At 75.5% G+C, this 5,489-nt stretch carries 6 protein-coding genes and 1 pseudogene; 3 read left to right on the top strand and 4 right to left on the bottom strand.

What is annotated here, in order from left to right; all coding sequences use genetic code 11:
• Nucleotides 1–56: 56 nt before the first annotated feature.
• Together GFJ45_RS14945 and GFJ45_RS14940 are read left to right on the top strand one after the other, a co-directional pair.
• Nucleotides 57–512, top strand: a pseudogene (locus GFJ45_RS14945) (phosphotransferase); the annotation flags it as partial.
• Entirely contained in the window at nucleotides 509–1,117 is a 609-nt protein-coding gene (locus GFJ45_RS14940) for a hypothetical protein (RefSeq protein ID WP_153398604.1), read from the top strand. The pseudogene GFJ45_RS14945 and the gene GFJ45_RS14940, both read left to right, overlap by 4 nt.
• 36 nt (nucleotides 1,118–1,153) lie before the next feature.
• Here the strand turns inward: GFJ45_RS14940 and GFJ45_RS14935 are convergent, their stop codons facing one another.
• Both GFJ45_RS14935 and GFJ45_RS14930 read right to left on the bottom strand, forming a co-directional pair.
• Nucleotides 1,154–2,128: a TlpA family protein disulfide reductase gene (locus GFJ45_RS14935; protein WP_153398602.1), complete on the bottom strand. Its 975-nt coding sequence runs from the start codon at nucleotides 2,126–2,128 to the stop codon at nucleotides 1,154–1,156.
• A gap of 10 nt (nucleotides 2,129–2,138) precedes the next feature.
• The gene (locus GFJ45_RS14930) at nucleotides 2,139–3,356 is read right to left on the bottom strand and encodes a M20 metallopeptidase family protein (RefSeq protein ID WP_153398600.1); all 1,218 of its coding nucleotides are present in this window, start codon (nucleotides 3,354–3,356) and stop codon (nucleotides 2,139–2,141) included.
• Nucleotides 3,357–3,401: 45 nt separating this feature from the next.
• Here GFJ45_RS14930 and GFJ45_RS14925 point away from each other — a divergent pair, with 45 nt between their 5' ends.
• The gene (locus GFJ45_RS14925) at nucleotides 3,402–4,319 is read left to right on the top strand and encodes an amidohydrolase family protein (RefSeq protein ID WP_228387116.1); all 918 of its coding nucleotides are present in this window, start codon (nucleotides 3,402–3,404) and stop codon (nucleotides 4,317–4,319) included.
• A gap of 93 nt (nucleotides 4,320–4,412) precedes the next feature.
• On the opposite strand, the gene GFJ45_RS14920 is transcribed toward GFJ45_RS14925, so the two are convergent.
• Both GFJ45_RS14920 and GFJ45_RS14915 read right to left on the bottom strand, forming a co-directional pair.
• Complete coding sequence (locus tag GFJ45_RS14920; RefSeq protein WP_153398596.1) at nucleotides 4,413–5,021, bottom strand: maleylpyruvate isomerase family mycothiol-dependent enzyme; 609 nt, start codon at nucleotides 5,019–5,021, stop codon at nucleotides 4,413–4,415.
• A gap of 1 nt (nucleotide 5,022) precedes the next feature.
• Nucleotides 5,023–5,489: nuclear transport factor 2 family protein (locus GFJ45_RS14915; protein WP_194288708.1), on the bottom strand; the 467-nt coding region annotated here is incomplete at its 5' end.

The raw sequence follows: 5,489 nt of genomic DNA, 5'->3' as shown, positions 1-5,489 counted from the left end.
GGTGCGGCAGATCTCGATGGCCTTCGACACGTAGTTGAGCTTGGGCCGCCCTCAGCCGCGTCGCGGGCCTGCTGGCCGCGGGCTCCCCGCAGCCACCGGTGCCCGCCCACCGGGACCTGCACGACAAGCAGCTGCTGGCGGGCGACGGGGCCTCGATCGGGCTGCTCGACTTCGACACCCTCACCCTCGCCGAGCCGGCCCTGGACCTGGCCAACCTCCGGGTTCACCTGCTGCTGCGCCGCGACCAGGGGCGGTGGAGCCCGGCGCGGACGGGCGTGGCACTGGCCGCGGTGGACCGGGTGCTCGACGGGTCCGGCGTCGACCCGGAGCGCACCCGGGCCTACGCCGCCGCCACGGCGCTGCGGCTCGCCTGCGTGCACGCCTACCGGCCCGCGGACCGGGCGGTTGCCCTGCAGTGGTGGGAGCGGCTGGTGGCGGGCGCGGCCGATGAGAGCTCTCTCATGGTGGTCTCATCGGGGTCCCACGCCGGTGGCGGACACTGGGTGCCATGAAGCTGCTCGCCTCCGCACTCGCACTGCTGCTGCTGGGCGCCACCAGCGTCTGGCTCTGGCAGGACGCCCAGGCCGAGGACATCGACCCCGAGGCCGGTGTGGTGATCACCGCCGACGACGCCCGCTCCACCGCGGCGGTCGGCAGCCCCGCCGGCCAGCAGCGGGCCACGGGCCTGGACGCGCAGCAGCGTCGACAGCTGAACGCACTCGCCAATGGCCTGACGGCCTTGCCGGCGGAGTGGGACCGCGCCCAGCAGCGGCAGGCGCGGCTGGCCGAGCAGCAGCGTGAGCGCCGCGCCAAGGAGGGCCAGCAGCAGACCGGCAAGGAGCAGACCCAGGCCAACGACCCCGCCTCCACCGGCGGTGGGACTGGCAGCGGCTCCTCCGGTAGCGGCAGCAGCCCCACCGGTACCGCAGGGTCGTCCTCGACCTCCGGCTCGAGCAGCACTGCTGGCTCCGGCTCCTCCCCCAGCCCAACCAGCAGCCCGCAACCGGTCTCGCCGACCCCCGTCTCTCCGACCGGCGACGACGACGATGACGACGACTGGGACGACGACGATGACGATGACGATGACGACGACGATGACGATGATGACGACGACTGAGGTCGCCTCGGCTCGCTGACCCGGCTGGGCCGCCGGTCAGTGCCCGGCGAGCCGTCCCGCCTCGGCGTCGTCGACCAGCCGCAGCACCGCCTCCGGCCCGTGCACCGGCCCGGCCACCACCTGCTCACCGGCCAGCAGCACCGCCGCCGGTGGCTCCCGCACCCCGAGCGCGTCGCTCGCCGTCCGCCCCGGGTCGACCAGCAGCCCGGCCCGCCAGCTGCGCTGCTCCGCCGTGAGTCGTTCGGTGCCCAGCGGTGTCACCACGTGGACACCGGTGCCCGGCAGCCGCTCGCGCAGCTCCTCCAACCGGTCGGACAGGTGCAGGCAGGGCCCGCAGCTCGGTGACAGGAACAGCAGCAGCCGTGGGCGTTCCGCCGCCAGCTCACGCAGTGAGCGGGGGGCCGCCTCCAGCTCGACGGTCGCGTCCGGGACGGTGCCGCCCACCCACGCCCCGGCCCGCTCCACGGCACCGCGACTGGTCGTTGCCTCGCTCCCGCCCCGCAGCAGCAGCGCGACCAGGACGCTCACCGCGACCGCCACCAGCCACCAGCCGGCCCGCCCCCCGGCCGCCGCCAGGTGCGCAGGCACCGACCCGCCCCGCCAGGCGTCCAGCGTCACCAGCAGCGCGACTGCGAGCAGCAGCACGTTGCGCGCCACGGTCCTCCCGCCCAGTCGGGAGGACCCGAACGCGCCGAAGCAGTAGCAGTCACCCTCGCCACCCCGGGCGACCGCCAGCGCGACCATCCCGAGGTAGCAGCCGAGCAGCAGCAACACCGCCAGCGCCGGCCACCGCACCACCGGTGCGGGCAGCAGCAGCGCCGCCGCCAGCAGCAGCTCCAGCCCCCCGTGGGCCCGCGCCGCCCGCACCCCGGTCAGCGCCCGCGGCAACCCGAGCGTGGCCGCGCCGGCCGCCGCCAGGCCGGGCCGGGCCAGCGTGCCGACCCCAGCCACCCCGAGCACCGCCGCAACCAGCAGGTACCCGGCGACGACCGCCTCGGGCAGCGGCTGCACGGCCGCCGCCTCAGCCGGCGAGCCGGCGCCGGGTCATCTCCACCAGCCAGGCAACGGCGTCGGCCAGCACGGAGTCGTCGAACCGCGCCCGGGGGGAGTGGTTGCTCGGCGCCAGCTGCGGGTCGGGCGCGTCGCAGGCGCTGAGGAAGAAGTAGGCGCCGGGGACCTGCTCCATCACGAAGGACATGTCCTCCGAACCCATCTCCGGCAGCTCGCGCAGCGCGAACTGGTCCGGACCGAACAGCTCCTCGACGACCTCCCGGCCGCGCGCGTACTCCACCTCGTCGTTGACCGTCGCCGGGTAGCCCTCGCTGAAGCCGACCTCCGCCGCCAGGCCGTGCGCCGCCGCCACCCCCGTGACGACGCGCTCGATCAGGGCCATCGCCCGCTCCCGGTTGGCCGCGGAGAAGGTCCGCAGCGTCGCCGCCAGCTCGCCGCCGTCGGGGATGATGTTGTCCTTGGTGCCGGCGGTGATGCGGCCCACGGTGAGCACCACCGGGTCGAACACGTCGAAGCTGCGGGTCACCGTCGACTGCAGCGCCAGCACGATCTCGCACAGCACCGGGACCGGGTCCAGCGCGCGGTGCGGCTGGGAGCCGTGCCCGCCACGGCCCTGCACGGTCACGGTGACGGTGTCGGCGGCAGCCATCATCTCCCGCGGCCGCGCGGTCCACAGGCCCAGCGGCTGCTCGGCGGCGAACACGTGGACCGTGTACGCCGCCACGACCGGCCGGCCCGCCCCGGCCGCGTCGAGCAGCCCCTCGGCCAGCATCGGCTCCGCCCCGCCGGGCCCCTCCTCGCCGGGCTGGAACATCAGGATCACGTCCCCGGCGAGCTCGTCACGGACCTCGCAGAGCGCCCGCGCCGCCCCGACCAGCCCGGCGGTGTGCAGGTCGTGCCCGCACGCGTGCATCCGCCCCTCGTGCCTCGACCGGTAGGGGACGTCGACCTCCTCGGTCACCGGTAGCCCGTCCATGTCGCCGCGCAGCAGCACAACCTGGCGCTGCGGGTCCTTGGAGTCACCGGCGCCGCCGCGCAGCACCGCCACGACCGAGTCGAGCCCCGCCCCGGTGGTGACCTCCAGACCCAGCCCGGCCAGCGCGTCGAGGACCAGCTGCTGGGTCACGGGCAGCCGTAGCCCCACCTCCGGCACCTGGTGCAGCGCGCGCCGCAGCGCGATGACGTCGTCGGCGTGGCGGGCGGCGAGCGCCAGGCTGTCGCTGGTCATGGGCCCATCATGCCGGTCTGGCCGCGGCCGGGGCAGACTGGCCCGGTGAGCCCGCAACCCCCTCGCGCCGACGCCGACGTGCCCGGCTACGTCGCGGCACTGCAGCTGCCCGGTCTCGCCGACGTGCACGTGCACTTCCTGCCCGAGCGCATGCTGGAGAAGGTGTGGGCCTGGTTCGACGCCCACGGCTGGGGCGGCCCAGGGACCTGGCCGATCCGGTACCGGCTGCCGGAGCAGGAGCGGCTGGCCACGGTCCGCGCGCTGGGACTGGCCGCGGTGCCGGCACTGACCTACGCGCACAAGCCCGGCATGGCGGGCTGGCTGACGGAGTGGTGCCTGGACTTCGCCGCCCGGGTGCCCGACGCCGTCCGGTGTGGCACCTTCTACCCCGAGCCGGAGGCCCCCGGCTACGTCACGGCGGCGCTCGAGCGGGGCGTGCGGCTGTGGAAGGTGCACCTGCGGGTCGGCGACTTCCACCCAGCCGACCCGCTGCTCGACCCGGTGTGGGGGATGGTGCAGGAGGCGGGGACGCCGGTGGTGCTGCACGCCGGTCACGACCCGCACCCGGGCCGGCACACCGGGCTGGCACCTGTCGAGGAGCTGCTGCGCCGCTACCCGCGGCTGGTGCTGGTGATCGCCCACATGGGCATGCCTGACTACACCGGTTTCACCGACCTCGCCGCGCGGTACCCGGGCGTCCACCTGGACACGACCATGGTCGGCACCGACTTCATCGAGGCGCACTCCCCCTCCCCACCGGACCTGCCGGCGCGGCTGGCCGACCTCGAGCAGCAGGTGGTGCTGGGCTCGGACTTCCCGAACATCCCCTACTCCTATGCCCACCAGCTGGAGGCGCTGCACCGGTGGGACCTGGGGGAGGCGTGGCTGCGGGCGGTGCTGTGGCGCAACGGGGCGCGGCTGCTGGGGCTGGCGGACCCTACCTGCCACACTGTCCGCCCGTGAGCACCACGACCGAGCCCGGCCGCCCCCACGTGCTGCGCCGGCTGGACGCACGCAGCCGCTGAACCACCACGAGGGCGACGCCCCCGTGGTGACCTACCTCGCCTCCCGCCGCCCCAAGTCCGCCAGCAGCTGGGCGGCTGCCCCCGGCCGCTCGGGCGCCACCGGCGCAGCGAACCGCACCGGGCGGTCGCCGGGGCCGACCAGCAGCGGCACGTAGGCCAGCAGGTCCTCGGCCAGCGGCTCCGGGATCCGGTGGTCGGCCATCCCGCTGGCCTGTGCCAGGTCCCAGCCGTGGACGGTCACCTCCAGCGCGCCGGTGGCGGCCACCAGCCCAGCCCGTAGCGGCGAGCCGGCGACGTCGACGAGCGCCTCGCCCCCGCGCTGGGTCCAGGCGGCGAGCAGGCCACAGGCCCGGTCCCGTAGCACCCCGACCAGCTCGGGACAGGACGGACGCGGGTACCCGGTCACCGCAGCGGAGGGCTCGACCTGGTCACGCGCCCCGGCCTCCTCGAGGGCGGCCAGCGAGTCGGTCATGTGCACCAGCAGGTCGTGCAGGGTCCAGCCGCGGCAGGGCGTGGCCGCCGTCGGGTCGGTCCCGGCCGTCGCCGGCAGCACCCAGCGGGTGTATGCCACCGCTCGCTCCAGCAGCGCCAGCTCGGGCACCCCGGCCGGCCCCGCCGCGCTGGGCAGGGCGGCCGCCACCTTAGCCCCCCGCGGTCACCGCGGCGGGGACCGCGGGATCATCGGCGCGCACCATCGGGGGGAGCCCGAACCGCTCGAACAGCGACTGGTCGAAGAACGCGCCCACGTGCCCCACCCGGTCCCCCTCCAGCGTGAGCACCTGCAGGTGGAACGGGCGCAGGTCGCCGTCCTCCCCGCGCATGTAGAGGCCGAACGCCGGCTGCCCGTTGGCCCGGGTCGGCAGCAGCACCATGTCGTGACGCCCGCCGGGGCACTTGGTCCCGATGAGCCGGGCGATGTCGGCCGGGCCCCGGTACCACTCGGGGAACGGCGGCATCTCCCACACCGCCGCGTCCGTGAACATCCCCGCGAGCGCGTCGACGTCCTTCTCCCAGAACGCGGCCACGTACTTCTCCAGCAGCGCCTCCTGCTCCGGGCTCAGCGCGGTAGCGGCCGGCGCACGGTCCCGGGCCAGCTCGGCCTGGCGCA

The organism is Ornithinicoccus halotolerans (assembly GCF_009602535.1).
GTDB classification, from domain to species: domain Bacteria; phylum Actinomycetota; class Actinomycetes; order Actinomycetales; family Dermatophilaceae; genus Ornithinicoccus; species Ornithinicoccus halotolerans.
This window is presented reverse-complemented; position numbering and strand designations above follow the sequence as displayed.